Annotated in this window: 27 protein-coding genes; 24 read left to right on the top strand and 3 right to left on the bottom strand. The window is 61.9% G+C overall.

Annotated elements, in window-relative coordinates:
* Positions 1-45: 45 nt before the first annotated feature.
* Genes J2T09_RS14590 through J2T09_RS14580 form a run of 3 tightly spaced genes read left to right on the top strand, consistent with a single transcriptional unit; the run spans position 46 to position 1,347 of the window.
* Positions 46-615 carry a head-tail connector protein gene (locus tag J2T09_RS14590; protein WP_306835821.1) on the top strand — a complete coding sequence of 190 codons (570 nt, stop codon included), beginning with the start codon at positions 46-48 and terminating at the stop codon, positions 613-615.
* A gap of 4 nt (positions 616-619) precedes the next feature.
* Positions 620-958, top strand: a complete 339-nt coding sequence (locus tag J2T09_RS14585) for a phage head closure protein (RefSeq protein ID WP_306835819.1) — start codon at positions 620-622, stop codon at positions 956-958.
* The gene (locus J2T09_RS14580; RefSeq protein ID WP_373458465.1) at positions 958-1,347 is read left to right on the top strand and encodes a DUF3168 domain-containing protein; all 390 of its coding nucleotides are present in this window, start codon (positions 958-960) and stop codon (positions 1,345-1,347) included. The genes J2T09_RS14585 and J2T09_RS14580 overlap by 1 nt, the downstream gene beginning before the upstream one ends.
* Here the strand turns inward: J2T09_RS14580 and J2T09_RS14575 are convergent.
* On the bottom strand, positions 1,328-2,548 hold the full coding sequence (locus J2T09_RS14575) for an MFS transporter (protein WP_306835815.1): 1,221 nt from the start codon (positions 2,546-2,548) through the stop codon (positions 1,328-1,330). The two genes, J2T09_RS14580 and J2T09_RS14575, sit on opposite strands and share 20 nt — an antisense overlap.
* Positions 2,549-2,964: 416 nt before the next feature.
* On the opposite strand from J2T09_RS14575, the gene J2T09_RS14570 reads away from it, so the two are divergent.
* Genes J2T09_RS14570 through J2T09_RS14560 form a run of 3 tightly spaced genes read left to right on the top strand, consistent with a single transcriptional unit; the run spans position 2,965 to position 3,961 of the window.
* Entirely contained in the window at positions 2,965-3,372 is a 408-nt protein-coding gene (locus J2T09_RS14570) for a phage major tail protein, TP901-1 family (RefSeq protein ID WP_306835813.1), read from the top strand.
* Positions 3,372-3,755, top strand: coding sequence for a gene transfer agent family protein (locus tag J2T09_RS14565; RefSeq protein WP_306835811.1), 384 nt, complete (start codon positions 3,372-3,374; stop codon positions 3,753-3,755). The genes J2T09_RS14570 and J2T09_RS14565 overlap by 1 nt, the downstream gene beginning before the upstream one ends.
* Complete coding sequence (locus J2T09_RS14560) at positions 3,752-3,961, top strand: rcc01693 family protein (RefSeq protein WP_306835809.1); 210 nt, start codon at positions 3,752-3,754, stop codon at positions 3,959-3,961. Before J2T09_RS14565 ends, J2T09_RS14560 begins: the two co-directional genes overlap by 4 nt.
* A 9-nt stretch (positions 3,962-3,970) precedes the next feature.
* Here the strand turns inward: J2T09_RS14560 and J2T09_RS14555 are convergent, their stop codons facing one another.
* Positions 3,971-4,288, bottom strand: coding sequence for a hypothetical protein (locus J2T09_RS14555; RefSeq protein WP_306835807.1), 318 nt, complete (start codon positions 4,286-4,288; stop codon positions 3,971-3,973).
* Between the two features lie 73 nt (positions 4,289-4,361).
* Between J2T09_RS14555 and J2T09_RS14550 the strand changes: the two genes are divergently transcribed.
* The 14 genes from J2T09_RS14550 to J2T09_RS14485 all read left to right on the top strand — a co-directional run bounded on the left by J2T09_RS14550 (position 4,362) and on the right by J2T09_RS14485 (position 19,157).
* The gene (locus tag J2T09_RS14550) at positions 4,362-4,898 is read left to right on the top strand and encodes a phage tail tape measure protein (RefSeq protein ID WP_306835805.1); all 537 of its coding nucleotides are present in this window, start codon (positions 4,362-4,364) and stop codon (positions 4,896-4,898) included.
* Positions 4,899-4,927: 29 nt separating this feature from the next.
* Positions 4,928-5,557: a DUF2460 domain-containing protein gene (locus J2T09_RS14545; protein ID WP_306835799.1), complete on the top strand. Its 630-nt coding sequence runs from the start codon at positions 4,928-4,930 to the stop codon at positions 5,555-5,557.
* Complete coding sequence (locus J2T09_RS14540; protein ID WP_306835797.1) at positions 5,554-6,429, top strand: DUF2163 domain-containing protein; 876 nt, start codon at positions 5,554-5,556, stop codon at positions 6,427-6,429. The genes J2T09_RS14545 and J2T09_RS14540 overlap by 4 nt, the downstream gene beginning before the upstream one ends.
* The gene (locus tag J2T09_RS14535; RefSeq protein WP_306835795.1) at positions 6,426-6,869 is read left to right on the top strand and encodes an NlpC/P60 family protein; all 444 of its coding nucleotides are present in this window, start codon (positions 6,426-6,428) and stop codon (positions 6,867-6,869) included. Before J2T09_RS14540 ends, J2T09_RS14535 begins: the two co-directional genes overlap by 4 nt.
* Positions 6,870-7,317: 448 nt before the next feature.
* Entirely contained in the window at positions 7,318-11,136 is a 3,819-nt protein-coding gene (locus J2T09_RS14530) for a baseplate multidomain protein megatron (RefSeq protein WP_306835793.1), read from the top strand.
* A 15-nt stretch (positions 11,137-11,151) separates the two neighbouring features.
* On the top strand, positions 11,152-11,361 hold the full coding sequence (locus tag J2T09_RS14525) for a hypothetical protein (RefSeq protein WP_306835791.1): 210 nt from the start codon (positions 11,152-11,154) through the stop codon (positions 11,359-11,361).
* Between the two features lie 486 nt (positions 11,362-11,847).
* On the top strand, positions 11,848-12,045 hold the full coding sequence (locus tag J2T09_RS14520; protein ID WP_306836204.1) for a hypothetical protein: 198 nt from the start codon (positions 11,848-11,850) through the stop codon (positions 12,043-12,045).
* A gap of 62 nt (positions 12,046-12,107) precedes the next feature.
* A complete protein-coding gene (locus J2T09_RS14515; RefSeq protein WP_306835789.1) occupies positions 12,108-12,779 on the top strand; it encodes a response regulator transcription factor in 672 nt (223 codons plus the stop codon).
* Positions 12,769-14,166 (top strand): sensor histidine kinase, encoded by a 1,398-nt coding sequence (locus tag J2T09_RS14510; RefSeq protein WP_306835786.1) that lies wholly within the window; start codon positions 12,769-12,771, stop codon positions 14,164-14,166. Before J2T09_RS14515 ends, J2T09_RS14510 begins: the two co-directional genes overlap by 11 nt.
* Before the next feature lie 214 nt (positions 14,167-14,380).
* Complete coding sequence (locus J2T09_RS14505) at positions 14,381-14,785, top strand: hypothetical protein (protein ID WP_306835780.1); 405 nt, start codon at positions 14,381-14,383, stop codon at positions 14,783-14,785.
* A 241-nt stretch (positions 14,786-15,026) separates the two neighbouring features.
* Positions 15,027-16,208: a c-type cytochrome biogenesis protein CcmI gene (gene ccmI / locus J2T09_RS14500; RefSeq protein ID WP_306835778.1), complete on the top strand. Its 1,182-nt coding sequence runs from the start codon at positions 15,027-15,029 to the stop codon at positions 16,206-16,208.
* Positions 16,205-16,711: a cytochrome c maturation protein CcmE gene (ccmE, locus tag J2T09_RS14495; RefSeq protein ID WP_306835775.1), complete on the top strand. Its 507-nt coding sequence runs from the start codon at positions 16,205-16,207 to the stop codon at positions 16,709-16,711. Before ccmI ends, ccmE begins: the two co-directional genes overlap by 4 nt.
* On the top strand, positions 16,708-18,705 hold the full coding sequence (locus J2T09_RS14490) for a heme lyase CcmF/NrfE family subunit (RefSeq protein WP_306835773.1): 1,998 nt from the start codon (positions 16,708-16,710) through the stop codon (positions 18,703-18,705). Before ccmE ends, J2T09_RS14490 begins: the two co-directional genes overlap by 4 nt.
* Positions 18,702-19,157, top strand: a complete 456-nt coding sequence (locus J2T09_RS14485; RefSeq protein WP_306835771.1) for a cytochrome c-type biogenesis protein — start codon at positions 18,702-18,704, stop codon at positions 19,155-19,157. Before J2T09_RS14490 ends, J2T09_RS14485 begins: the two co-directional genes overlap by 4 nt.
* Positions 19,158-19,245: 88 nt before the next feature.
* Here J2T09_RS14485 and J2T09_RS14480 read toward each other — a convergent pair whose 3' ends face one another.
* On the bottom strand, positions 19,246-21,024 hold the full coding sequence (locus J2T09_RS14480) for a methyl-accepting chemotaxis protein (RefSeq protein WP_306835770.1): 1,779 nt from the start codon (positions 21,022-21,024) through the stop codon (positions 19,246-19,248).
* 386 nt (positions 21,025-21,410) lie between these two features.
* On the opposite strand from J2T09_RS14480, the gene J2T09_RS14475 reads away from it, so the two are divergent.
* The 4 genes from J2T09_RS14475 to J2T09_RS14460 all read left to right on the top strand — a co-directional run bounded on the left by J2T09_RS14475 (position 21,411) and on the right by J2T09_RS14460 (position 25,655).
* The gene (locus tag J2T09_RS14475) at positions 21,411-21,611 is read left to right on the top strand and encodes a hypothetical protein (protein WP_306835764.1); all 201 of its coding nucleotides are present in this window, start codon (positions 21,411-21,413) and stop codon (positions 21,609-21,611) included.
* Positions 21,612-21,825: 214 nt separating this feature from the next.
* Positions 21,826-23,397, top strand: coding sequence for a Do family serine endopeptidase (locus J2T09_RS14470; RefSeq protein ID WP_306835760.1), 1,572 nt, complete (start codon positions 21,826-21,828; stop codon positions 23,395-23,397).
* A gap of 81 nt (positions 23,398-23,478) precedes the next feature.
* Entirely contained in the window at positions 23,479-24,237 is a 759-nt protein-coding gene (locus J2T09_RS14465; protein WP_373458464.1) for a response regulator transcription factor, read from the top strand.
* 26 nt (positions 24,238-24,263) lie between these two features.
* Entirely contained in the window at positions 24,264-25,655 is a 1,392-nt protein-coding gene (locus J2T09_RS14460; protein WP_306836199.1) for a sensor histidine kinase, read from the top strand.
* Positions 25,656-25,690 lie beyond the last annotated feature (35 nt).

Below are 25,690 nucleotides of genomic sequence, written 5' to 3'. Positions count from 1 at the left end.
TCTGCCGTGCTGACAGGGCTTTTGCTTTTCCGACGAAAGCAAACCATGACCTATATCCTGACCACTCCGCCCACAGCGGAGCCGATCACGCTTGTCGAGGTGAAAGCGCATCTGCGGCTCGATGATGACCATGAGGACGCGCTTCTGGCCTCCCTCATCAACACTGCCCGCGAACATCTGGAGCGCGAGACCGGGCTTTGTCTCCTGTCTCAATCCTGGCGGCTGTGCATCGATGCCTGGCCTCGCGACGGCATATTGAAGATCGTCAAATATCCGGTGCAAGCCATTCAAAACGTGGTGGTTTATGACCAAACCGGTGCGCCGGTTGAAGTGTCACTTGAAGATCATCTGCTCGATGGCGAGGGGCGCCCGGCGCGGCTTTGGCTGCGCGATCCGCCCGTGCCGGGGCAGGTGATCAACGGCATCGAGATCGAGTTCGTCGCCGGGTTCGGTGAGAGCGGTGTCGAGGTGCCGGACGGGTTGAAACGGGCCATGCTGCTGCATGTGGCGTTTATGTTTGCCTATCGCGGTGTCGTGTCGCTGGAGCAACAGCCGGCCGGCGTGCCCGACGGGTATGAGCGGCTGATCGGCTCCTACCGGCTGCGGAGGCTTTGAAAATATGCCGGTCACGTTTTTCGATCCCGGACAGATGACGGCGCGGCTGGACCTCGAAACATCCGAGCCGCAGCCGGACGGGCAGGGTGGCGCGGTGCCGGTCTGGTCCGTCCTGTCGTCCATGTGGGCGCGGATCGAGCCGGTGTCGTTTGTGGTTTCGGAAAAGGGTGCGGCTGCGGAAACTGCGGTGGTGACGCACCGGATCTGGGTGCGGTTTCGCGACGGCATTTTGGGCGGACAGCGTTTCCGCAAGGGTGAGCGGCTGTTTGCGATCCGGGCGGTGCGTGATCCCGACGAGACGCGGCGTTACCTCGTCTGCCATTGCGAGGAGGAGGCGGCGTGATGGCAGCGAATGCGCTGGTGAAGGCAATGTTTGCGCGGCTGGTCGGCGATGCCGAACTGGTGGCGCTGGTGGGGACGGATGGCGTGCGCGACCGTTTGCTGGCGCGGGCAAAAATGCCGTGCATCGTGTTTGGCGAGATCGACAGCCGCGACGAGGATGGCGAGAGCTTGCAGGTGCATCTGGTCACGCTCGAAGTGTGGTCGCTGGCGGAAGGGCGGCGTGAGGCGCAGGTGATTGCCGAACGGGTTCGGGCGCTTTTGCATGATGCGGCGCTGGTTCTCGAAGGCTTTGATCTGGTGAACCTGACACATCGGGGCACGCGCACGCGGCGCGAGACGAAGACAAAATTTCAGCTGGCGGAAATGCGGTTCAGGGCCGTGACGGAGTAAGCACGGCTTCAGCCTGCACGCGCCGCACCAGCGAGATCAGCATGATGATGGCGGCAAGAGCGATACCGGCCAGCGCGATGGCGATGATGATGGCCGTTGTGATGCCGGTGCGGTCGATCAGGGCGGTGAAGATCACCGGGGCGAGCGCGTTTGCGATGTTTTGCGGCATGGCGAGGCGGGTTGCCTGGCGGCCGTATTCGCGGGGCGAAAACAGGGCGAGCGGCAGAAGCGCGCGGGCGACGACGAGTATGCCCGAGCCAAAACCATAAAGCGCGATGAACAGCCAGAGTGTTGTCGATGATGGCGGCAGAAGGATGAGGCAGGCGAAGGCCGCAACCATGAGGCCGCAGCCGGTGACCGTGGTGAGGAACGGGTTGCCGCGTTTGCCGAGAGCCATATCGACACCGCGTGCGGAAATGCCGAGCACGCCACGAGCGGCGGCAAGCTGCAGGGCGAATTCCGGCGTGGCGCCAAAACGGTGCAGCACTTCCAGCAGCGACGGCGACAGGCCGAAGGTAACGAAGGAGGCGATAGCCGTGGTGATCGCCACCAGAAGGAAGGCGCGTTTTCGGTTGTTTTCCGTCAATGGAACGGGGGCGAGATCGGCGCTTTCGCCGGATTTTTCGAATGCGACCGGTTTGGGCAGGCCAAAGAGATAAAGCGGTACGCAGACGAAGGCGTGCAGGGCCGCTGCCATCAGGAGCGTGCTGCGCCAGCCGGCAAGATCCGACATCAGGCTGAGCAGGGGCCAGAAAATGGTGGCCGACAGGCCGGTGAACAGCATGAGGATGGCGATGGTGCGTTTGCCGGCGGCACCTTCGCGCTCGACGACGGCGGTGAAGGCCGGCGCCGACAGGACAAAGGCGCCGCCGAGGCCGAGAATGATCCATGAGGCGGCATAGGTGAGAATGCCGGTGGACACGGCCAGCAGGCAGAGGCCGATGGCGAAGAAAACCGAGCCTGCGGCCATGACGCGGGCGGCGCCGTGACGATCGAGCAGGCGGCCGACCAGTGGGCTCGTCAGCGCGCTCACCATCATCATCACCGACAGGCCGGCATAAACGATCTCGTTCGGCAGACCGAGATCGGGCGCCAGCCTGCGGCCGAGCACGCCGACGGATTCAAAGGTCGTGCCCCAGCCGATCAGCTGCGTGACGGCAAGGACGCCGATGGTCTGGGCCGAACGGAGCGAGATGGGCATGGCGGGGTGCGTCGGGGTTGGTGAAGGACGGATGGCGACACTAGAGCCGTCAGTTGGCAAATGGAAGCGGTTGTGTTGGTTCTGGTGGGAGCCGGATGGTCTGGTGGCGGGGGCCTGTTGTGCAGGACGTGGAGCCGGGAGGGGGGCGGCTTGCTCCCCATGATCTCCCCCTTGAGGGAGAGATGTCACCGAACGGCGACAGAGGGGGGTAAGCAGCTGTGCGGCAGATGGGGCGGAGGCGGCATTTGCGCCAGAACCACCCCCCTCTGTCCTGCCGGACATCTCCCCCTCAAGGGGGGAGATCGGCTGGGCGCACCACCTCAATTCCATATGCGACCCGCGCCGAGGCAGGCGCTCTTTCGGCCGGAAGCACCGCAATTGCAGAAAAATCGAACTCAATCTCAAGGGAGCGCGGCATGGTGGCGCAAAAGGGCAAGGACTTGCTGTTGAAGCTGGATGGCGGCAACGGGTTTCAGACGGTGGCGGGACTTCGGAGCAAACGGCTGGCCTTCAATACGCAGACCGTGGATGTGACCGACGCGGAAAGTGCCGGGCGCTGGCGGGAGCTTCTGGGCGGGGCAGGCGTGCAGCGCGCCTCGTTGACGGGTGCCGGGATTTTCAAGGATCAGGTTTCCGATGCGCTGGTGCGCTCGACCTATTTTGCCGGTGCCATTCTGGCCTGGCAGGTGGTGATCCCGGATTTCGGCACGGTCAGCGGGCCGTTCCAGATTTCTGCGCTGGAATATGCCGGTGACCATGACGGTGAGATCAGGTTCGAACTGGCGCTGGAATCGGCCGGCAGCCTTGTCTTCGGGGCATTGTGATGGAGGCGCGTGGGTGTGGGCGGGCCAATCGGCGACGCGGCGAGGTGGAGGCGGTGCTGGATGGCGAAAGGCGCATTCTGTGCCTGACGCTGGGGGCGCTGGCCGAGCTGGAAACGGCGTTTTCCGTTGGCGATCTTTCGGGACTGGCGGAGCGGTTTTCCAGCGGGCGATTGAAGGCGGGCGACATGATCTGCGTGATCGGCGCCGGCTTGCGGGGTGGGGGCAATCTTCTCTCCGACGAGGATGTGGCGGGATTGAGCATCGACGGTGGTGTGGCCGGTTATGCGCGCATCGTTGGCGATCTGTTGGAGGCGACGTTTGGAGGGGCCGGTGTCGCGGAAATGGTAGTTGCTGACGAGAAGGCGGTGGCGGCAAACCCTTGAACGCCGCAGCGGGCGAGCGCGTGCAGCCGTTTCCCTGGGAAATGGTGATGCATGCCGGGCTCTGCCGGCTGCGGCTTGCGCCAAGCGTGTTCTGGGCGCTGACGCCGAGAGAGTTTTTCTGCGTGGCCGGTGGTTTTGTTGGGCGTGGTGCCGGGTTTTCAAGGAGCCGGCTGGAGGGATTGATGGCGGCGTTTCCGGATGGGTGAAAGAGCCTGTTACGGATGAAGTGCGATGAAGGCGAATTTGACGCTGCCGTCTTCGGCCATATCGGGGATGATGGAGATTTCGGCGCGCATTCTGCCCGGTCCGGTCGCGGACATGGTGACTTCCAGACTGCCGAGCTCGTTGAGGAAATGCGCGTTTTTGCCGGAGGAAAACATATCGGCCAGCCGGGCATATTCGCCATCATTCAGAAAAACTCTGGCCGTGCCGGAGCACCAGTCCGTCTTGAAGGTGAGCGTGGTTGCGCCGCTTGTCGGGTTTTCGAGTTCGGCCGTGAACCGCTCTCCGCTTTCGCCGGTCAGTATCAGCATGACGTCCTTTTGCGCTTCTGTCAGCTGATGCGTGCCAGATTTTTGTACCCACGGATAGTCCGGAGAATTTTCCATGGAAAACGATGAAAGCCTATCCGAAACGCTGAGTGGCGCCGAGGCGCTCGCCGACGTGATGGCGGATCTGGAGGGGCGCTCGCAGCGGTTTGGCGCGGCGCTGACCTCGGCGCTGCGATCCGCGACGGTGGGCGGGCGTGGGCTCGACGATGTGTTGAAGGGTTTGGGAAACCGGCTGACCGATATCGCACTTTCCGCCGGTCTGAAGCCGCTGGAAGGGTTGCTCACCGGTGCGATCGGCAATCTGATCGGTTCGGTGACGCCGTTTGCCGATGGTGGCGTGGTGCGGGCGCCAAGCTTTTTTCCGATGGGCGGCGGTGATCTCGGCCTGATGGGTGAGGCGGGGGCGGAGGCGATCCTGCCGCTGAGGCGCGGGCCGGATGGATCACTGGGCGTGGCGGCAGGTGGGGGCGGGCAGGCGGCGCAGATCGTCTTCAACGTGACCGCGACCGATGCGGCGAGCTTTCGCAAGAGCGAGGGGCAGATTTCGGCCATGCTGGCGCGCAGTGTCGTGCGTGGGCAGCGTGGGGTTTGAGCGGGCTGACGGACAGGGAGGGGTACGTGATGAGCGGGTTTCATGAGGTGCGGTTTCCGTTGCGGGTGGCGCTTGGGGTGAGCGGCGGGCCGGTGCGCCGAACCGAAATCACCAACCTTTCCAACGGACGCGAGAGCCGCAATGGCCGCTGGCGCAACTCGCGACGCAGTTACGATGCCGGGTCGGGCATAAAATCCGTGGCCGATCTTTATGAGGTCCTGGCATTTTTCGAGGCGCGCGGAGGCCAGCTTTACGGATTTCGGTTTCGTGATCCGGTGGACTGGAAATCCTGCGGGCCGTTGGTCGCCGTATCGCCAACCGATCAGGCGATCGGGGTGGGTGATGGAGTGCGAAAAACGTTTCAGTTGGTGAAAACCTATGCGGATGCAGGCGGCGGGTTCGAGCGGGTGATTGCCAAGCCGGCGGCGGGAACGGTGACCGTTGCCGTCGATGGCGTGGTTTTGGGCGTGGGCTGGAGCGTCGATGCGGCAACCGGTGTTTTGACCTTTGCCGCGGCACCTGCGGCGGGCGCCGTCGTGACGGCGGGCTATGAATTCGATGTGCCGGTGCGTTTCGATATCGACCGGATCGACGTCAATCTCTCCGGTTTCGATGCCGGTCGCATTCCGACCATTCCCTTGACGGAGATTTTGCCATGAAGGTTTTGCCGGCGGGGCTGGCCGCGCATTTGCGGGGCGACGTGACCACCATTTGCCATTGCTGGCGGGTTTTGCGCCGTGATGGCGTGGTGCTGGGTTTTACCGATCATGACGGCGATCTGGTGCTGGACGGAACAAGATTTCTGGCCTCCAGCGGGTTTTCGGCGAGCGAGGCGGAGACCGAGAGCGGCCTTTCCGCTAGTGCCGGCACGGTGGCGGGCGGGTTTTCGAACGACGTGATCGCGGAGGTCGATCTGGCTGCGGGTCTTTATGATGGCGCGCGGGTGGAATTGCTGGTGGTGAACTGGCGGGCGCCGGACCAGTTCATGCGGCTGAATGTGCGCGAGATCGGCGAGGTCAGCCGGGCGAGTGGAGAGTTTGTCGCCGAGTTGCGTAGCCTGGCGCACCGTCTCGACCAGCCGCAGGGGCGGGTTTACGGGCGGCGTTGCGATGCCAGCCTGGGGGATGGGCGTTGCCGGGTCAATCTGGGCGCGTATCGGGGTGAGGGTACGGTGGTTCTGGTGCGTGACCGGTCGCGGCTGGTTGTGGAGGGGCTTCAGGCTTTTGCGAGCGGCTTTTTCGGGCAAGGTGTTTTGCGGCTGGAAGCGGGTGGTGAGCTGGAGATCGATGCGCATGTGAAAAATGCGGATGGCACGGCGGAACTTTCCTTGTGGTTGCCGAGCGAGCGGGAGATTGTCGTCGGCGAGGCGTTTTCGGTGGTGGCGGGGTGCGACAAGGCGTTTGCCACCTGCCGCCAAAAGTTCGGCAACCAGCTGAATTTTCGCGGTTTTCCGCATGTGCCGGGATCGGATTTTGCCTATTCCTTCGCGGACGGGGAGCGGCTGCATGACGGCAGTCCGATCTTTCCATGAGTGTCACGGATGAAAAGGTGGTGCGGCTGGCGGAACAATGGATCGGCACGCCGTATCGGCATCAGGGCGCGACGCTGGGTATCGGCTGCGATTGCATCGGGCTGATCCGCGGCGTGTGGCGGGCGCTTTATGGCACGGAGCCGGAAGTGGTGCCGCCCTATGCGGCCGACTGGGCCGAGCGCAGCGGCGACGATCGGCTGCTGGCTGCGGGGCTGAGATTGTTCGGGCAGCCCGTGCCCTTGGCCGAGATGGCGCCGGGCGATGTGCTGCTGTTTCGTTGGCGGCCGGATTGTGCGGCCAAACATGCGGGCATTTTCTGCAGGCCGGATCACTTCATCCATGCCTATGAGCAGGCGGCGGTGACACGCTCGGTTCTGGTGCCTTCCTGGCGACGGCGGATTGCGGCGGTGCACCGGTTTCGTGATGAGCGGAATGGTTGAGTTTTGCGCGCATTTCATGTATAGGAAATGGAGTGGCGGGCGGTGTGCGACAACCGCCCGCCACTTACTTATCTTCGGATAATGACCCGGACGGATGCTTGCCAGCTCGTCCGGGTAATCCGCAGGGTAAGCGTAACGCTAATCGGCCAAAGCTTCATAGCACTACCTCCATGTTCGAGAGCAAGGCCTTTGCCGAGGCCGGTGTGGCCTGTCCTCACCGGCGCGCCGGCTGGCGCGGCGCGTGCTGCTTATGCTCTTGAACATCGGCACGTTATCACAACTTTTGCGCGTGTAAATTGAGGACGTTTTGGCTTCGGCAATGGTGCTGTGCCGTGGCAAGCCGACCATTTTGCTTGGCGCGATAGCGCACGCGGTTTGACCAGAGGCCGCCAGCTTGGCGCTTCCGGCTCGCCTTTTTTGCTCTTCCTAAAATCCTTGAGGTTTTCCTTTGGCCACGATCCTGTTTCAGGCGGCGGGGGCCGCGCTTGGTGGTGTGTTCGGACCGATCGGGGCGATCATCGGTCGGGCGGCGGGGGCGCTTGCCGGCAGCGTGGTCGACCGGGCGCTGATCAATGGCAGCCGGACGATCTCGGGCGCGCGGCTGGCGACGGCACGCATTCCAGGCGCCGATGAGGGGACGGCGGTCAATAGGGTTTATGGCTCGGCGCGGGTGGGCGGCACCCTGATCTGGGCGACGCGGTTCGAGGAGGAGGTGACGCGGGAGCGCACCGGCGGAAAGGCCGTGCGCGGGCCGACGGTGGAGACGTTTTCCTACTTCGGCAATCTCGCTGTCGGGATCTGCGAGGGGCCGATTGCCGGTGTGCGGCGGGTCTGGGCGGATGGCAAGGAACTGGACCTGACCGGCATCGAGATGCGCGTGCATGTCGGCTCCGAAGATCAGCTGCCGGATCCGTTGATCGAGGCCAAGCAGGGCGAGGGCAAGGCGCCAAGCTATCGCGGGCTGGCCTATGCGGTGTTCGAACATCTGCCGCTCGACACGTTCGGAAACCGTCTGCCGCTGCTGCAGTTCGAGGTCGTCAGGCCGGTGGGGGTGCTGGAAAACCAGATCCGGGCGGTGACGATCATTCCCGGCGCGACCGAGCATGGTTATGCGACCGTGCAGGTGAAGGAAAGGACCGGCGACGGCAGTGCGCGCATTCTCAACCGAAACACGCTGACGGCGGTGACGGACTGGCAGGCTTCGATCGACGAACTCGTTTCGGTGTGTCCGAACCTGGAGCGGGTGGCGCTGGTCGTTTCGTGGTTCGGGACGGATCTGCGGGCGGGGGAATGCCGGGTTTTGCCGGGTGTGGAGGTGCGGGCGCGAAAGGCCGAGAGCCTGCCCTGGACGGTGGCCGGGATCGGTCGTGGCGAGGCCTATCTGATCAGCAGGAATGCCAGGGATGGCGGTCTTGGGCCGGCTTATGGCGGCACGCCGGGAGATGCGGATGTGCGCCAAGCGATATCCGACCTGAAGGCGCGGGGGCTGAAGGTCTATCTTTATCCGTTCGTGATGATGGATGTGCCGCACGGCAATGGCTTGCCCGATCCGTATGGCGGCGGAGAGCAGGCGGCTTACCCCTGGCGGGGGCGGATCACTTGTCATCCGGCGCCGGGGCAGGCGGGATCACCCGACAAAAGTGCTGTGGCGCGCGGGCAGATCGAGACTTTTGCCGGGCGCGCCGACGGATATCGGCGGATGCTTTTGCATTATGCACATCTGTGTGCGGCTGTGGGTGGGGTCGATGGGCTGATCATCGGGTCCGAACTGCGCGGGTTGACGCAGGTGCGCGATGAGGCGGGCGGCTTTCCCTTCGTGCGCGAACTGGTGCGGCTGGCGGGTGAGGTGCGGGCGGTGGTCGGGCCTGCAACGAAGCTGACCTATGGCGCCGACTGGAGCGAATATTTTGGCTACCATCCGCAGGATGGAACGGGTGATGTGTTCTTTCATCTCGATCCGTTATGGGCTTCTCCCGCCATCGATGCTGTTGGCATCGACAACTATATGCCGCTGTCCGATTGGCGGGATGATAATCTTGGCGCGGACAATCCGGATGGTGTGCGGCTGGCCGATGATGTGACGGCCTTGCGGGCGGCGATCACTTCGGGCGAGGGGTTCGACTGGTATTATGCCAGTGAGGCCGACCGGGTGACGCGAAAAAGGTCGCCGATTACCGATGGTCTGGCGGGCAAGCCGTGGACCTTTCGTTACAAGGATATTTTAGGCTGGTGGAGCAACCCGCATTTCGACCAGGTTGGCGGGCGCGAGACTGCGCAATCGACGGCCTGGGTGCCGGGGTCGAAGCCGGTCTGGTTTACTGAGCTTGGCTGTGCCGCGATCGACAAGGGGGCGGGTGAGCCGAACCTGTTTCTCGACCCGAAATCGTCGGAGAGCAAGGCACCACATCATTCCAGCGGCGCGCGCTCCGACAGCATGCAGCGGCGGTTTCTCGAAGCGCATCATGGCTGGTGGCAGGCGGCGGAACAGGTAGCAACCGGCATGGTCGATCCCGGCCACGTGTTCGTCTGGAGTTGGGATGCGCGGCCGTTTCCGGCCTTTCCAAACGAGTTGTCGGTATGGAGTGACGGGGCTAACTGGCGCAGCGGCCATTGGCTGAACGGGCGGCTGGGCGCAACGACGCTTGCCGACACGATCGCGGCCATTCTGACCGAGCATGGGTTTGACGATTTCGATGTGTCGGAGGTGAGCGGCGACCTGACCGGTTATGTGCAGGGGGAACTGGCGTCTGCGCGGGCCCTGATCGAACCGCTGTTGCTGGCGTTTCGTGTGGACGTGCACGAGGATGTCGGGCGATTGAAATTCCGTTCAAGGGGACGGGTGAGCCTCCAGCCTGCCGAGATTTCCGTTCTGGCCGATCTCGACGACCAGCCGCTGTGGTCGGAAACGCGCGGCCATGACAGCGATTTTGCGGCCGAAGCGATCCTGACCTCGTTCAATCCGGTGCTGGATTACGAACAGGCAAGCGCGCGCTCAAGGCGGGCGAAGGCGGAGAGCCAGCGGATATTACGCTGTGACCTGCCGGCCGTGCTGGCGGAGGAGACGGCGCAGGGTGCCGCCGAAGATCTGTTGCGGGATAACCGGTTGGCGCGACGGAGCCTGGTCTTTGCCCTGTCGCCGGCGGAGCTTGCCGTTGAAACCGGAGATGCGTTTCGTCTCGCCGGTGGGCCGGATGGCGTGTTTCTGGTCGAGCGGATCGAGGACGGCGCGGTGCGGCGTATCGAGGCGCGGCGGTTCATGCCGGCCGTGGCGACCACTGTTGCGCCTTCGGAGGGAGGCGGGCGCCCCGTTGCCGGACAACCGTCCGCCTCCTTTGCGCCTGTGGTGCATTTTCTCGACCTGCCGCGTTTCGAGCCGGGCGAGGCGCAGGGTTTTGCGCGGGTGGCGGCGTTTTGCCGGCCCTGGCGACGCATGGCCGTATCGTCATCCGCATCGCATGAGGGATTTCGCATCCGCAGCCTGATCGAGCGGCCGGCGCGCATGGGCAGGTTGACGGCGGCGCTTGGCGCCGGTGTGAGCGGCCGGTTCGACCGTGCCAATGCGCTGGAATGCGAGCTGTTTTTCGATGGCGTTTCTTCAGTGGAGGCGCTGGCGGTGCTCAATGGCGATAACCGCATTGCCGTAAAAAGTGTTTTGGGCAGCTGGGAAGTGATCGGTTTTGCCGGGGCGCAGGAGGTGGCCGTGGGGCGCTGGCGGCTGAGCGAGTTGTTGCGCGGGCTTGGTGGCAGCGAGGATGCGATGCTGGCGGGCGCACATGTGGGTGCTGATGTCGTGGTGCTGGATGCGGCGGTGATGCCGCTCGGCCTGTCATCGGAGGAGCGTGGCGTGGAGATGAACTGGCTGGTGGAGGCGGCAGGTTCGGCGGGCGGACGGGCGGGGCCGTTCGTGTTTGCCGGCGGTTTGCGTGCGGAAATGCCGCTTTCACCGGTGCATCTGCGCGGCGAGCGGCGGGGAGATGGCGCGGTTGCCGTTTCATGGGTACGTCGCGGGCGCGTGGATGCCGATAGCTGGGAGGCCGCCGAAATTCCGCTGGATGAGCCGGATGAAGGGTATCTGCTGGAGGTTCTGCATGGCGAAGCCGTGCTGCGCCGTAGCGAGGTGACGGCACCCGCCTGGCTTTATGGTGCGGCCGAACAGATCGCGGATTTCGGCACCTTGCCGACACGGATCGCATTGCGTTTGCGGCAGCTTGGGCGGGCGGTGCCGCTGGGCGTGCCGACGGTGGTGGAACTGAATTTCGAAGCGTGACGAAGGAGAAAAGTCATGGATGGCATGAAGGCATGGTATCAGTCGAAAACCGTGTGGGGCGCGCTGATCGCGGTCGCTGCGTCGCTGTTGCAGATCATGGGGGCCGAGGTGGATGTGGGCACGCAAGCCGAGCTTGCGGACCTCGCCGTGACGACCGTCGGGGCGGTTGGCGGGTTGATCGCCATCTATGGGCGGATTTCGGCGAGGAGCGAGATCGGCGGGTGAGGCAGGCGGACTTGAGCCAGTTCGAGTTGAACATGGATTGCGTGGGTGCCCCCCCAGCCGATCTCCCCCCCCCTTGAGGGGGAGATGTCCGGTAGGACAGAGGGGGTAATCCTGGCGCCAAGGCCGCTTTTGAGCCATCGGCCGCACCGTTACTCACCCCCCTCTGTCACCTTTCGGTGACATCTCCCCCTCAAGGGGGGAGATATTGGGAGCAAGCGGCGAGGCCCCAATTTCATATGCGGTAGCTTCCGTCCCCGTTGGTGAACTGGGCATATACGACCCCGTCCACGCGCACCAAAAGCGTGCAAAACCGGGACTGCAGATAAGCTGCAGGCCCCATTCATTTGCCATTCAGCCGCCTTTCGATACATAGTCCCTCAACGATTGGAACTCACTCTGTCCCTCTTGCGGGTGGAAATGGTGGCTATGAAAAAATCGATGATCGGTGCTGTTGTGACCTGCTTTCTGTTCGGCCTTTCCGTGCCGATGCAGGCGACCGCGCGCGATTATTTGCGGCTGGTGGCAAGCGATTGCGGCGATGCCGCGTCGAAGGTCGTGCGCGATACCGGTGGACAGCTTTTGTCGGCGTCGCCTTCCAATGATGGCCGTACCTGCATCATCACCGTGCTGGTGCAAGGCAGCGGTGAGCGTCCGCGCAAGGTTACCGTAAGGGTACCGATGTAACTTCCCCATCCGGTGTCGCTCGGCACCGGGATATTTCGTTGAAATGCTTTTGAAGGACCGACATGCGCATTCTCGTGGTCGAGGACGACGTCAATCTCAACCGGCAGCTCGCTGATGCGCTGAAGGAAGTCGGTTATGTGGTCGATCAGGCCTTTGACGGCGAGGAGGGGCACTTTCTCGGCGACACGGAACCTTATGACGCCGTGATCCTCGATATCGGCCTGCCGGAGCTCGACGGTATCAGCGTCGTTGAAAAATGGCGCGGCAATGGCAAGGTCATGCCGGTTCTGATGCTGACGGCGCGTGATCGCTGGAGCGACAAGGTGGCGGGAATAGATGCCGGCGCCGACGATTATGTGGCAAAGCCCTTCCATGTCGAGGAAGTGCTGGCGCGTGTGCGTGCGCTTATTCGCCGTGCTGCCGGACATGCGTCCTCGGAAATCGCCTGCGGGCCTGTTCGGCTGGATACCAAGGCATCGAAGGCGACGGTCAACGGTATCGCCCTGAAGCTGACCTCGCACGAATTCCGTCTTCTTTCCTATCTGATGCACCATATGGGCGAAGTCGTTTCGCGCACCGAGCTGATCGAGCACATGTACGATCAGGATTTCGACCGCGATTCAAACACGATCGAGGTGTTTGTCGGTCGTCTTCGCAAGAAGATCGGCGTCGAACTGATCGAAACCGTGCGTGGCCTCGGCTACCGCATGCAAGCGCCGACCGATGATCATTAAATCCGTCACCGCGCGCGTCCTACTGCTGGCCACTGCGTGGTCTGCGGTAGCGCTTGTGGTGATCTCGATCGTTATTACCGCGCTTTACCGGCAGTCTTCCGAGCGGGCCTTTACCGATCTTCTGCGCGCGCAGCTTTATAACGTCATCAACTCGGTGGCGATCGGCGACGACAACAACATTACCGGCAGCCCGCAGCTCGGCGACCTTCGCTTCTCGCAGCCGGAGACCGGCTGGTACTGGATCATCGAGCCTCTCGGCACATTTGCTTCGCAGCCATTGTCCTCTTCCTCGCTCGGCGCCTCCAACATTGCCGTGCCGACGATTTTGAAAGTGCCGTTCAACAACCGTTATGAGCGGTTTTACCCGGCGACCGACGCTTATGGGAACAATGTTCTGGTGGCGGAAACCGAGGTCGTGCTTGACGGCGAGGGGCGTGCGGCGCGGTTTCGTGTGTCCGGCAACCTGAATGTGGTGGAAGACGATACCGCAGCCTTCAACCGCAGTCTTTATATCGCGCTGGTGATTTTTGGCGTTTGCAGCCTGATCGTCAATGGCGTGGCCATCCTGTTTGGCCTCAGGCCGCTCGATGAGGCGCGGCGCGCGCTGGAAAAGGTGCGGCGCGGACAGGCGGAACGGCTGGAAGGCGAGTTTCCGCGCGAAATCCGGCCGCTCGCCGTCGAAACCAATGCGCTGATCGAAAGCAACCGCCGTATCGTCGAGCGGGCGCGCATGCAGGTGGGCAATCTGGCGCATTCGCTGAAAACGCCGATTGCCGTGCTGCTGAACGAATCGCGTCTTCTGGACAAGGGCCATTCCGATCTGGTGCGCAGCCAGGCGGAAGCCATGCAGGGACAGGTGCAATCCTATCTCAACCGCGCCCGCATTGCCGCGCAGCGGGAAACCCTGCTGGCGCGCACCGAGGTGGAACCGGTGCTGGAGCGTCTGGTGCGGGTGATGCGTCGTCTCAACCCTGAAAAGTCCTTCGCCCTTTCGGTGGCGCCCGGAGGACTGGCTCTTGCCATGGAGCAGCAGGATGTCGAGGAAACGATCGGCAATCTTCTGGAAAACGCCGCGCGCCATTCGGAACTGGCGGTGACGCTGACGGCAACCACGGGAGAGGCGCCCGAGGGAACGGAACAGGCCAAGAAAAGCTGGATCGAGATCATTGTCGAGGACGATGGGCCGGGGCTTGAACCCGACGAGATCAAGGAAGCGATGAAGCGCGGCCGTCGTCTCGATGAAAGCAAGCCGGGCACGGGGCTTGGACTTTCGATCGTGCGCGAAATCACCTCGGAATATCAGGGTCAGATCGAACTGTCGCGGGCTCCGCGCGGTGGCCTGCGGGCGCGGCTGGTTTTGCCGGCGGTGGTGAAGGATGCGGCCTGACAATAACGAAGGCTGTCATAGCATGTGTTGCCTGATCCCCCCGCTTGTCGCGAAAGTGAGACGGATAAGGGTAAATCTTCTGAATTTCCACCTCGACCGCAGAGGATAAAGCGCTAAATGATACCGACGTGACAGGTGTCCCATTCTGACATCCGGGGGAATCCGGTTGATCTGCGGGAAACCGTTTGATGATTGCCTAACCGGTTGGAGACGCATGCGCTTTCATTTCGCCCGAATTGCCGTTTCATCGCTTTTTTCGGCTGGTCTTCTGGCCGGCTGCTCGACCACAGGCAGCGGGGCACGTGTTTCTTCGGCATCCTATATCGCAGCCTTGCAGGGTGGCGTTGTTTCGCGCAGCGGCGTCGAGGTGGATAACAGCGACAAGCAGCGGGCACTGGAAGCGGAATACCGTGCACTGGAAGGTTCTCCCGGTGGTCAGCCGGTGGTCTGGGCCGGTAGCGGCATCAAGGGGCAGGTCGTTGCCAATGCGCCATTCCAGGTCGGTGCGCAGAACTGCCGCCAGTATATGCATACGATCGCGCCGGACGGCCGCGCCGAGGTGAAAACGCGCGGCACCGCCTGCCGCAACGCCGACGGCACGTGGACGCCGCTGAACTGATTTTTCCACGTCCTTTTGTTCGCAAGGGACGAAGACGGCTCCTATCCATTCAAATTCTCGTGCAAAACCCGCGTTTGGCGGCAATCGCGATTGGCCGCTGTCAATTTCATTTGTCCCAGGTCAAAGGCGGGTATATTCGAACCATTCTATAAAGGCGCGGAGCCGGGACGTGAGGTCTCAAATTCGCGACACTGCGTGCCATGCTGTTTCATCGGCTGGCCGCTTGCGGTAATGGGCGCATATGTTGCTTTGGATTACTTTTGCCTGTCTGACGGCGGCTGTGGCCGCCCTTCTTATTCTGCCCTTAGCGCGTGGCGCCGAGCCGGTTGCCGATTCCGCGGAAGGGGAAGCAGCCGTTTATCGCGACCAGCTGCGCGAGCTGGAACGCGACAAGGGATTGGGCCTGATCGGCGACGAGGAGGCGGAATATGCCCGCGCCGAAATCGGCCGACGCCTGATCGCCACTGCCGACAAGGATGCGAAGGCTGAAACCGCATCGGTGAAACGCCGTGGGTCGCTCGCCGTCATGGGCGTGACGCTGGTCGTGCCGGCCGTCGGGCTCTGTCTTTACTTGGCGCTGGGCAGCCCGTGGCTGCCGGCGCAGCCGCTGGCCGCAAGGCTGGAAAACCCGGGCAACAATATCGAGCTTCTCGTCGCCAAGGCCGAGCGGCATCTGGCCCAGAATCCGCAGGACGGGGCGGGCTGGGACCTGCTCGCGCCGATCTATTTTCGCACCCAGCGCCTCGGTGATGCCGAGATGGCCTATCGCAACGCCATTCGTTTCCTCGGGGATAGCCCCGAGCGGTTGGCGGGACTGGGGGAAACGCTGGTGGCGGCCAATGACGGCATCGTCATAGAGGATGCCCGCACCGCTTTCGAGGCGGCGATCAAGCTGAGGCCCGACGACGCGCGTGTGCGCTTCTACCTGGCCTTGGCGCTGGAACAGGCGGGCAAAAACGATGAGGCGCGAGTGGCCTTCGAGGCGCTTGCCAGGGATACGCCTCCCGGCGCGCCGTGGCTTGCGCTGGTCAACGAGCATATCGTCAAGACCGGTGGTACGGTGTCTGCCAACGATGACACAGGCGCCGGTCGCCCACCGGGCAATCCGACCGACGAGGACGTTGCGGCGATCGGCTCGATGGCGGCATCCGACCGGCAGGCGGCGATCCGCGGCATGGTCGATACGCTGGCCGCAAGGCTGGAGGAAGAGCCGAACAATATCGAGGGCTGGTTGCGGCTGGTGCGCTCCTATGCGGTGCTGGGCGACCGGCAGAAGGCGGCGGAAGCGCTGAATACGGGGCTCAAAACCTTTCCCGCATCCGGTAACGAAGGCCGTCAACTGGTGGCGCTGGGGCAGGAGATGGGCCTGAGCCTCACCAATTCCGTCGGGGACAATGCCGCTGGCGAAGGAGCAAAGCCATGACCCGCAAACAGAAGCGCATGGCGGTGATTGCCGGTGGCGTCTCTTTCATCATGGCGGCGGTTCTGCTGGTGATGTTCGCCTTCAGCCAGTCGGTTGCCTATTTCTTCATGCCGGGCGATCTGAAAACGGCGCAGATCTCGCCGGGCACGCGCATCCGTCTCGGCGGGCTGGTCGAGGCCGGCTCGGTGCAGCGTGGCGCCGGTTCCACCGTGTCCTTTACCGTCACCGATGGTACCAGTACCGTGCCGGTGAGCTATACCGGCATTCTGCCCGATCTGTTTCGCGAGGGGCAGGGCGTGGTGACGGAAGGTGCTTTCGATGCCGCCAGCCATTCTTTCGTGGCAGACTCGGTTCTGGCCAAGCATGACGAGAATTACATGCCCAAGGAAGTGGCAGACCGCCTGAAGAAGGACGGGGTCTGGGAAGACGGTTCCGGCAAGGGCATGGCGCCCGCGAAGGAAAAACCGGCTAAAGTCGAGACGACGGGAGCGACAAAACCATGATCATCGAGATCGCTCATTTTGCGCTCGTGCTGGCGCTCGCGGTGGCGCTGATCCTCTCCGTCGTGCCGGTGATCGGCGCTGTCCGCAGAGACGCGGCAATGATGGCGATGGCATCGACCGGCTCGCTGGTGCTGTTTTCGCTCGTGGCGTTTTCGTTCGGCGTGCTGACCTGGGCCTATGTCGTTTCAGACTTCTCGGTGAAGAACGTCTGGGAAAACTCCCATTCGCTGATGCCGCTTCTCTACAAATATACCGGCGTCTGGGGCAATCACGAAGGTTCCATGCTGTTGTGGCTGCTGATCATCGTGCTGTTCAGCGCTCTCGTGGTGATGTTCGGCAAGAACCTGCCGGAAACGCTCAAAGCCAATGTTCTGGCCGTGCAGGCCTGGATTGCCTCGGCTTTCCTCATGTTCATCCTGCTCACCTCCAATCCGTTCACAAGGCTCGACCCGGCACCGGCTGAGGGGCAGGATCTCAACCCGATCCTGCAGGATTTTGGCCTCGCCATTCATCCACCGCTTCTCTATCTCGGTTATGTCGGTTTTTCCGTCTGTTTCTCCTTTGCCGTTGCGGCGCTGATCGAAGGCCGCATCGATGCCGCCTGGGCGCGCTGGGTGCGGCCGTGGACGCTGGCCGCCTGGACGTTTCTGACCGCCGGCATCGCCATGGGCTCCTACTGGGCCTATTACGAGCTTGGCTGGGGTGGCTGGTGGTTCTGGGATCCGGTCGAAAACGCATCCTTCATGCCGTGGCTTGCCGGGACAGCGCTTCTGCATTCCGCGATCGTCATGGAAAAACGCGAGGCGCTGAAGATCTGGACCGTGCTGCTGGCGATCATGACCTTTTCGCTGTCGCTGCTCGGTACATTCCTCGTGCGTTCGGGCGTGCTGACTTCGGTGCATGCGTTTGCCACCGATCCGTCGCGCGGCATCTTCATTCTCGGCATCCTGACGCTGTTTATCGGCGGTGCCTTCGCCCTGTTTGCGTGGCGCGCGCCACGCCTGAAGAGCGGCGGCCTGTTCCAGCCGATTTCGCGGGAAGGGGCGCTGGTTCTCAACAACCTGATCCTGACGGTCGCCTGCGCCACCGTTCTGACCGGTACGCTCTATCCGCTGGTTCTGGAAACCATTACCGGTGAGAAGATTTCGGTTGGCGCGCCCTTCTTCAACCTGAGTTTTGGCCTGCTGATGATCCCGCTGATGATCGCGGTGCCGTTCGGACCGTTGCTGGCGTGGAAGCGCGCCGATCTTCTGGGCGCCATGCAGCGGCTTTATGCGGTTGTCGGCCTCGCGTTTCTGGCGGGGCTGGTTCTCTACTACATCGAAAACGGCGGGCCGGTGATGGCGGCGCTGGGTCTCGCCATGGCCTGTTACCTGATGCTGGGTGCGCTGGCAGACCTCTGGTACCGCGCCAATTTCGGCAAGCTTGCGTTCAACGTCGCATGGCGGCGTCTGGTCGGCCTGCCGCGTTCCGCTTTCGGTACGGCACTGGCGCATTTCGGGCTTGGCGTGACCGTGCTCGGCATCATCATCGTTTCCACCTACGAGACGGAAACAGTGCTGGAGATGAAACAGGGCATGACGGCGGAAGCGGGTGGTTACAGCCTCGTGTTCGACGGCATGCGCCATGCGGTCGGTCCCAACTATACCGATGATCAGGGCCACTTTTCCATCAGCAAGAATGGTGTCGTGGTGGCCGATACATGGTCGTCGAAGCGACTTTACACGGCGCGGCGCATGCCGACGACGGAAGCCGGCATCGTTACCTTCTGGCTGAGCCAGCTCTACGTGTCGCTGGGTGACCCGATGGATGACGGCGGCATTGTCGTGCGCATCTGGTGGAAGCCCTTCATTCTGTGCATCTGGGGTGGTTGCCTGATCATGATGTTGGGTGGTTTCGTATCGCTGTCGGATCGCCGCCTGCGCGTCGGTGCGCCGAGCCGCAAGGCGAAGGTGGCCAAGCCGGTGAAATCTGTGATGGAGCCTGCGGAATGATGCGTCGTTTCCTCATCGCAATCTTCATCCTGTTCAGCGCGCTTCCCGCATTCGCCGTCAATCCGGACGAGGTGCTGAAGGATCCGGTTCTGGAGCAGCGTGCGCGTGGCCTTTCGGCGCATCTGCGCTGCATGGTCTGCCAGAACCAGTCGATCGATGACAGCAATGCCGAGCTTGCCAAGGATCTGCGCGTGCTGGTGCGCGAGCGGCTGACCGATGGCGATAGTGACGAACAGGTGCTGGATTACGTCGTGTCGCGTTACGGTGAGTTCGTGCTTTTGAAGCCGCGCCTGAGCGCCAAGACGATTGCCTTGTGGTCGGCTCCGATCGCGCTGCTTCTGATCGGCGCGCTGACGATGATTTTGTTCGTGCGCAGCCGTCCGTCGTTAAAGACGGTGACGCCGCTGTCCGATGAGGAGAGGGCGCGGATCGACGAGTTGTCGAAGGGATAAAATTCCCCGATCAGGTTTTCAAAAAAAACAGAAACGCCGCGAGCCTAGGTTCGCGGCGTTCTTTTATTGCTGATATTTCGCAGACCGGTCAGGCAACCTTCAGCATCGAGGCTGCGGCGCCGGGAACCTCGGTGTGTGGCAGGTAGAGAGACTGTCGGCCATAACCGCGCGTATCCGCTCCGCGCGTGGCGGCATCCGAACCGGGCTCGCGTACCCATTTGCGGCGGTTGAGCTTGAAGCGCCTGACGAGCTGTTCGAGTTCGCTGGCGCCGTTGGCGAGTGTTCCGGCAATCGCGCTCATGTTGGAGACCATGGCGGCGTTTTCCTGGGTCATCTTGTCGAGCGAGTTCACCGCCGAGTTGATTTCGCCAAGGCTGGTCGACTGTTCCGATGCGGCAACGGCGATCGCCTCGACATTGGTGTCGATCGACTGGACGTAACGTTCGATGTCCTTCAGCGCATCGCCGGTGGCGCCGACAAGGCGCACGCCTTCCTGCACTTCGCGCGAGGAATTCAGGATCAGGCCGGAAATTTCCTTGGCGGCGGATGCGGAGCGCTGCGCGAGTTCACGCACCTCCTGTGCGACGACGGCAAAACCCTTGCCGGCTTCGCCCGCACGGGCGGCTTCGACGCCGGCATTGAGCGCCAGAAGGTTGGTCTGGAAGGCGATCTCGTCGATCACGCCGATGATATTGGAGATTTCCTTCGAGGCTGCCTCGATGCGGTCCATGGCGTTGACTGTGGAGGTGACCACTTCGACCGACTTGGTGGCGGCCGAACGGGCGTCGATAACCAGCTTGCGGGCTTCCGCCGTGCGTTCCGACGACTGGCTGACGGTAACGGTGATTTCCTCGAGTGCGGCGGATGCCTGTTCGAGCGCTGCTGCCTGCTGTTCCGAACGATGCGCGATGCCGCTGGCGCTGTCGCTCATTTCGCCGCTCTTGGCCGACAGCATGGTCGTCTGGGCGAGGACCTGTTCCAGCGTCTGCTGGAATTTTGCCAGCGACTCGTTGAAGTCATGGCGCAGGTGATCGAATTCCGGCACGAAGGGATCATCGATGGTGAAGCGGATGTTGCACTCTGCCAGACGCTGCAGGCCGGCACCGATTTCCTGAAGCGCGCGCACGCGGCCGCTGACATCGGTGGCGAATTTGACGACCTTGAAGACCTTGCCGTCATCATCGAGGATCGGGTTGTAGGTCGCCTGAATGAAGATGGCGTTGCCCGCCTTGTCGAAACGCTTGAACTCGTCGTTGAAGAACTCGCCGGCCGCCAGACGTGGCCAGAATTCCGCATATTGCTGGGTGGCGACATAGGCCGGTTCGCAGAACATGCTGTGATGCTTGCCGACGATTTCTTCCAGCGAATAACCGAGCGCCCCGAGAAAGTTCTCGTTGGCATTGAGGATCTTGCCATCCGGCGTGAACTCGATCATCGCCTGAGCGCGCTCAAGCGCTACCAGCTTGCCGTCGCTTTCCAGGCTGTGGACCTTCTCGGCGGTGATATCGCTGGCGATCTTGACGATCTTGACCACCTTGCCGCCCCGGATGACCGGATTGTAGGAGGCTTCGATCCAGATTTCCTGACCGGTCTTGGAAAACCGCTTGTACTGGCCGCGGTCGAACTGGCCGGAGGAGAGCTTTTTCCAGAAGGCGGTGTAAGCCGGGGACTGCGCTTCGCGAGGATCGACGAAGATGCGGTGATGTTTGCCGACGATTTCCTCGCGGGAATAACCGACGGCTGCACAGAAATTGTCATTGGCATCGAGAATGGTGCCGTCGGGCTTGAACGAAATAATGGCCTGGGAGCGGTTGAAGGCGTCCAGAACATCCGACGCGTCACCGGCAATAAAGGACCTGAGGCTCACGAAAATCTCCGACAAATAAAATTTTCCAAGAATATTGATAAAAGTCATTAATTCGAAGTTACGAACAGTGCTGTGTGAAAGGTATTTTATCTTTATATTTCGGTGACTTACATCGTTAAAATATGTCTGTTTGTCAGCTATTGCGGCAATTACGTTTTATCCGATGTGGTCTGGCTGCTTCTGCCTCTCCTGCCTTCCGCTTTTGACGCCTGTCATCTTCGATTTCGAGGACTGCGTCGGCTCGCTGGTCACCCGCGACAAAAAATCCCGCCTCCCAAAAATTTTCTGAATCCCTCTTGTCAAACAAGGACATATCAATTTAGAATAATTCTAATATTATGAATGTGGGTCTCAAGTTTGAGCCCGATAACCAGGAGAAAAGCGATATGTCGAACACTGCTGCGTGCAAGGCCTGCTCTTTTTATGAAGATCACATCGTAAACGCTGGCGCCGCTGCCGAGGACGCTGGTCTCTGTCGTTTCAACCCACCGGTTTCGCAGCCGGATGCCAACGCCCGTGGCCTGTGGCCGGTCGTTTCGGCCAATGACTGGTGCGGCCAGTTCGATGACGAAAGCGCTGCTGCCTGATCAGGCGCCGCCAAAAAGTTTCCGGAAGGGGCGGGCCATTGCGGCTCGCCCTTTTTGATTCCGGCAGCAAGCGATGGCGCTTGTCGGCCCGCCGAACATTACCAACAATTCATGCAGCGGACACGTGCAGTTAAGGTCGCGGCGCCTATATCTCTCTTCATCCACCGCAGCCGTCCCCTCCGGCGCACCACTTGAAGAGAAGAAGGTACCACACATGCTCAAGAGCAAAATCGGCCGCCCCTCGCTGAAGACCGTATTGAAGACGACGACCGTTGCCGGTCTCGCGGCGGTCATGCTTTCGACCGGTATCCCTGCCCAGGTCGTCAACTCCTTTGCAGCCCCGGTGACCGTCACCGCGCCGCAGGTTCCAAGCTTTGCCGATGTCGTTTCGGCCGTTTCCCCCGCCGTTGTGTCCGTCCGCGTCCAGTCCGACACCGAAACCGCCTCCAATGATGAGCGCGGTGGCGGCAATGGCTTTTCCTTCGGCGGTCGCGGTTTTGATAATCTCCCTGAAGACCATCCGCTGAAGCGCTTCTTCCGTGAGTTCGGTGGCCAGGATGGCCCGCAGGCTGGTCCGCGTGGCCGTGACCGCGCCGAACGCGGTGGTCCGCGTCCGCATCACCTGCGTCCGACCGCGCAAGGCTCCGGCTTCTTCATCTCCGAAGACGGTTACGTCGTCACCAACAACCACGTCGTATCCGACGGTTCGGCCTATACGGTCGTGCTGAATGACGGCACGGAACTGGATGCCAAGCTGATCGGCAAGGACAGCCGCACCGATCTGGCCGTGCTGAAGGTCGATGCTTCCAGCCGCAAGTTCACCTATGTCAATTTTGCCGACGACAACAAGACGCGCGTCGGTGACTGGGTCGTCGCTGTCGGTAACCCGTTCGGTCTTGGTGGTACTGTCACCGCCGGTATCGTTTCGGCGCGTGGCCGCGACATCGGCTCCGGTCCCTATGACGACTTCATCCAGGTGGATGCCGCCGTCAACCGCGGTAACTCGGGTGGCCCGACCTTCAACCTCAATGGCGAAGTGGTCGGCATCAACACCGCGATCTTCTCGCCGTCGGGCGGCAATGTCGGTATCGCCTTTGCCATCCCGGCCTCCACCGCCAAGGATGTGGTGGCCGACCTGATGAAGGACGGCAAGGTGGAGCGCGGCTGGCTCGGTGTGCAGATCCAACCGGTGAACAAGGATATTGCCGAATCTCTCGGTCTCTCCGAGCCGAAGGGTGCGCTGGTGGTTGCCCCGCAGGAAGGTTCCCCGGGCCTGAAGGCCGGCATCCGCCAAGGTGACGTGATCACCGCCGTCAATGGCGATCCGATCAACGATGCCCGTGACCTCGCCAAAAAGGTTGCCTCCTTTGCCCCGAACACCAAGATCGACGTTTCGATCTGGCGTAATGGCAAGGCGCAGTCGATCGATGTGACGCTGGGCAATATGGCAACCGACGAAGCCACGAAGGCCGATAGCAGCGCTGGCGAAGAAGACAGCAAACCTTCGACCGAACAGGCTCTGGCCGCCCTCGGCATGAGCGTGCAGCCATCCGAAAATGGTGCCGGCCTGACGATAACCGATGTCGACCCCGACTCCGAGGCTGCTGCCCGTGGCATCAAGGAAGGCGAGACCATTACTTCCGTCAACAACAAGGAAGTCTCGTCTGCCGCCGACCTGAACAAGGTGATCGATCAGGCCAAGAAGGACGGCCGCACCCGTGCGCTGTTCCAGGTCGAAGCCAACGGATCGAGCCGGTTCGTGGCGCTGCCGATCAACGAAGGCTGATTTTTCTCAGCCGTGACGTGAAACGGGGCGTCCGAACGGAACAGGTTCGGGCGCCCTTCGTGTTTCAAGGGAGCAGGGTTCATGGATATCAATCGCGATCAGGATGTGGGGACCGATAAATCCGGTTTTACCGATGCATCGGGCGAGGCTATTGTCCCGCACATGAAGATTCTGGTGATTGAAGACGATCTTGAAGCCACCGCCTACATGACCAAGGCCTTTCGCGAGGCCGGCATCGTAGCGGACCATGCCAGCGATGGCGATAGCGGCCTGTTCATGGGAACGGAAAATTCCTATGACGTGCTGGTGATCGACCGCATGCTGCCGCGCCGCGACGGGCTTTCGGTGATTTCCGAATTGAGGAAGCGCAGTATCAACACGCCGGTGCTGATCCTGTCCGCGCTCGGACAGGTGGACGACCGCGTGACGGGCTTGCGTGCCGGTGGCGATGATTATCTGCCGAAACCCTATGCCTTTTCCGAGCTTCTGGCCCGCGTTGAAGTGCTTGGCCGCCGCAAGGGTACGCCGGAACAGGACATGGTCTACCGCGTCGGTGATCTGGAGCTTGATCGCCTGAGCCATGAGGTGAAGCGGGCGGGCAAGGAAATTCTTTTGCAGCCGCGTGAATTCCGCCTGCTCGAATATCTGATGAAAAATGCCGGTCAGGTCGTGACCCGTACCATGCTGCTCGAGAACGTCTGGGATTATCACTTTGACCCGCAGACCAACGTGATCGACGTGCATGTGTCGCGGCTGCGCTCGAAAATCGAGAAGGACTTTGACAAGCCCCTGCTGAAAACCATTCGTGGCGCCGGCTACATGATCAAGGACGAGGCGTGAAACGCTTTTTCACCCGGCTTCGGCTGATGTTCCGCTCGACGGCCGTGCGGCTGTCGGGGCTTTATATCGTGTTGTTTGCGCTCTGCGCCGCCTTTCTCGTCTTTTACGTGACGGCGATGTCGGAACGGCTGCTGGCGCAGCAGACCCGGCAAACGGTGCAGGAAGAAATCAACGACATCAACCGCGCCTATGAGCGTGGCGGCGTCAACCTGCTTTTGCGCATCATGGAACGCCGGGCGCGTCAGCCGGGTGCGAACCTTTATGTGATTGCTGGGCCCAACGGCGAGATGCTGGCGGGCAATGTTGCCTCCGTGCAGCCGGGCGTGCTGGAAACCATGGGCTGGACCGAACGTCCTTTCACCTACGAACCCTATTCCGAAAACAATAGACCGGGCCGGCATTTCGCAATCGCCAATGTGCAGCAGCTGGACAACGGGTTGCGCATGATGGTGGGGCGCGATCTCGGCGATCCGAGCCGTTTTCGCTACATCGTGCGGCAGGCGCTGATGGTGGCTTTGACCATCATGGGTGTCGGTGCCCTAATCATCTGGTTCGGCATCGGCCGCAACGCGCTCAAACGCATCGACCGCATGTCGGCGGCAAGCCAGAAGATCATGGCCGGCGATCTTTCGCAGCGCCTGCCGGTTGGGCGTTCGGGCGACGAGTTCGACAGGCTTTCGGCCAATCTCAATGCCATGCTGGAGCGGATCGAGAAACTGAACGAGGGGCTGCGGCAGGTTTCCGACAATATTGCGCATGACCTGAAGACACCGCTGACGCGCCTGCGCAACAAGGCGGCCGACGCGCTGGGCGAAAGTGACGATACGGTGCGGCGCAATGCGCTGGAAGGCATTATCGGCGAGTCGGACCAGCTGATCCGCACCTTCAATGCACTGCTGATGATTTCGCGCGTGGAGGCCGGATCGATTGCCGCCGAAATGACGTCAGTCGAACTCTCCGCCATTTCCGCCGACTGCGCCGAGCTTTACGAGCCTGTGGCCGATGAGGCGGGGCTGGTGCTGACGACGGAAATCGAACCGGGACTGACCGTCAACGGCAATCGCGAACTGATCGGTCAGGCGATTTTCAACCTGATCGACAATGCCATCAAATATGCCGCTGAGGCTGGGGGTGAGCCGAAAATCGTGGTGAAGCTGGAGAAGGCTGCGGATGGTCTGCGGTTGTCCGTCTGTGACAACGGGCCGGGCATTCCGGCAAACAAGCGTGACGAAGTGAAGAAACGGTTCGTGCGTCTGGACGAAAGCCGGTCGAAGCCGGGGACGGGTCTTGGCCTGTCGCTGGTGGAGGCGGTGATGGAACTGCATGGCGGCAGGCTGGAGCTTTCATCGACCAATGGCGATGAGGCTGCCGTGCCGGGGCTGACGGTGACGATGGTGTTTCCGCTGGTGAAGGGGTGAATAACCCGTCTGTCTGATGGTATAGGCTGAAGACA

This window comes from Neorhizobium huautlense (assembly GCF_030811685.1).
Classification (GTDB): Bacteria; Pseudomonadota; Alphaproteobacteria; order Rhizobiales; family Rhizobiaceae; genus Neorhizobium; species Neorhizobium huautlense_A.
This window is presented reverse-complemented; position numbering and strand designations above follow the sequence as displayed.

Excerpts from the sequence above, each read along its gene's own strand:
- J2T09_RS14590 (WP_306835821.1), top strand. The coding sequence starts at position 46 with ATGACCTATATCCTGACCACTCCGCCCACAGCGGAGCCGATCACGCTT.
- J2T09_RS14585 (WP_306835819.1), top strand. The coding sequence starts at position 620 with ATGCCGGTCACGTTTTTCGATCCCGGACAGATGACGGCGCGGCTGGAC.
- J2T09_RS14580 (WP_373458465.1), top strand. The coding sequence starts at position 958 with ATGGCAGCGAATGCGCTGGTGAAGGCAATGTTTGCGCGGCTGGTCGGC.
- J2T09_RS14575 (WP_306835815.1), bottom strand. The coding sequence starts at position 2,548 with ATGCCCATCTCGCTCCGTTCGGCCCAGACCATCGGCGTCCTTGCCGTC.
- J2T09_RS14570 (WP_306835813.1), top strand. The coding sequence starts at position 2,965 with ATGGTGGCGCAAAAGGGCAAGGACTTGCTGTTGAAGCTGGATGGCGGC.
- J2T09_RS14565 (WP_306835811.1), top strand. The coding sequence starts at position 3,372 with ATGGAGGCGCGTGGGTGTGGGCGGGCCAATCGGCGACGCGGCGAGGTG.
- J2T09_RS14555 (WP_306835807.1), bottom strand. The coding sequence starts at position 4,288 with ATGCTGATACTGACCGGCGAAAGCGGAGAGCGGTTCACGGCCGAACTC.
- J2T09_RS14550 (WP_306835805.1), top strand. The coding sequence starts at position 4,362 with ATGGAAAACGATGAAAGCCTATCCGAAACGCTGAGTGGCGCCGAGGCG.
- J2T09_RS14545 (WP_306835799.1), top strand. The coding sequence starts at position 4,928 with ATGAGCGGGTTTCATGAGGTGCGGTTTCCGTTGCGGGTGGCGCTTGGG.
- J2T09_RS14540 (WP_306835797.1), top strand. The coding sequence starts at position 5,554 with ATGAAGGTTTTGCCGGCGGGGCTGGCCGCGCATTTGCGGGGCGACGTG.
- J2T09_RS14535 (WP_306835795.1), top strand. The coding sequence starts at position 6,426 with ATGAGTGTCACGGATGAAAAGGTGGTGCGGCTGGCGGAACAATGGATC.
- J2T09_RS14525 (WP_306835791.1), top strand. The coding sequence starts at position 11,152 with ATGGATGGCATGAAGGCATGGTATCAGTCGAAAACCGTGTGGGGCGCG.
- J2T09_RS14520 (WP_306836204.1), top strand. The coding sequence starts at position 11,848 with ATGCAGGCGACCGCGCGCGATTATTTGCGGCTGGTGGCAAGCGATTGC.
- J2T09_RS14515 (WP_306835789.1), top strand. The coding sequence starts at position 12,108 with ATGCGCATTCTCGTGGTCGAGGACGACGTCAATCTCAACCGGCAGCTC.
- J2T09_RS14510 (WP_306835786.1), top strand. The coding sequence starts at position 12,769 with ATGATCATTAAATCCGTCACCGCGCGCGTCCTACTGCTGGCCACTGCG.
- J2T09_RS14505 (WP_306835780.1), top strand. The coding sequence starts at position 14,381 with ATGCGCTTTCATTTCGCCCGAATTGCCGTTTCATCGCTTTTTTCGGCT.
- ccmI (WP_306835778.1), top strand. The coding sequence starts at position 15,027 with ATGTTGCTTTGGATTACTTTTGCCTGTCTGACGGCGGCTGTGGCCGCC.
- ccmE (WP_306835775.1), top strand. The coding sequence starts at position 16,205 with ATGACCCGCAAACAGAAGCGCATGGCGGTGATTGCCGGTGGCGTCTCT.
- J2T09_RS14490 (WP_306835773.1), top strand. The coding sequence starts at position 16,708 with ATGATCATCGAGATCGCTCATTTTGCGCTCGTGCTGGCGCTCGCGGTG.
- J2T09_RS14485 (WP_306835771.1), top strand. The coding sequence starts at position 18,702 with ATGATGCGTCGTTTCCTCATCGCAATCTTCATCCTGTTCAGCGCGCTT.
- J2T09_RS14475 (WP_306835764.1), top strand. The coding sequence starts at position 21,411 with ATGTCGAACACTGCTGCGTGCAAGGCCTGCTCTTTTTATGAAGATCAC.
- J2T09_RS14470 (WP_306835760.1), top strand. The coding sequence starts at position 21,826 with ATGCTCAAGAGCAAAATCGGCCGCCCCTCGCTGAAGACCGTATTGAAG.
- J2T09_RS14465 (WP_373458464.1), top strand. The coding sequence starts at position 23,479 with ATGGATATCAATCGCGATCAGGATGTGGGGACCGATAAATCCGGTTTT.
- J2T09_RS14460 (WP_306836199.1), top strand. The coding sequence starts at position 24,264 with ATGTTCCGCTCGACGGCCGTGCGGCTGTCGGGGCTTTATATCGTGTTG.